This is a genomic window from Enterobacter sp. EC_50, from assembly GCF_019584525.1.
GTDB lineage: Bacteria > Pseudomonadota > Gammaproteobacteria > Enterobacterales > Enterobacteriaceae > Enterobacter > Enterobacter roggenkampii.
In genome coordinates this window covers 1-603 of sequence record NZ_VDAF01000079.1, presented here as the reverse complement: position 1 = coordinate 603, position 603 = coordinate 1, and the positions used below count along the sequence as shown (strand labels likewise).

General features: G+C 66.0%; 1 protein-coding gene. It reads left to right on the top strand.

The window, feature by feature from the left end; translation table 11 throughout:
* Positions 1-603 (top strand): type VI secretion system Vgr family protein (locus FHC48_RS23040; protein ID WP_220420635.1); only part of this gene is annotated, 603 nt, incomplete at both ends.

Here is a 603-nt window from a genome sequence, read left to right as displayed (position 1 = left end):
ACGCGTGGCTGTTCCAGGCCCAGCAGAACCCGGCGTCGCCGAAGCCGGGCAGCATCGACGTGTACGACTGGCCGGGGCGCTTTGTGGACAAAGGGCACGGGGAGTTCTATGCCCGCATTCGTCAGGAGCGCTGGCAGGTTGAGCATCAGCAGATTCAGGCCACCGCCACGGCGGCGGGGATTGCGCCCGGGCACACCTTCACCTTAACCAACGCGCCGTTCTTCAGCGACAACGGAGAGTATCTGGTCACTGCCGCGGGTTACCACCTCGAAGAGAACCGCTATGCCAGCGGCGAGGGGGAGACCATTCACCGGACCGATTTCACGGTCATTCCTGCGTCGGTGGTCTACCGTCCGGCGCAGACCACGGCGTGGCCGCGCACCTACGGCCCGCAGACCGCGAAGGTGGTGGGCCCGAACGGCGAGAGTATCTGGACGGACAAATACGGCCGCGTGAAGGTAAAGTTCCACTGGGACCGCCTGGCGAAGGGCGATGACACCAGCTCCTGCTGGGTGCGCGTGTCGAGCGCGTGGGCGGGCCAGGGCTACGGCGGGGTGCAGATCCCGCGCGTGGGCGATGAGGTGGTGGTGGACTTTATCAACG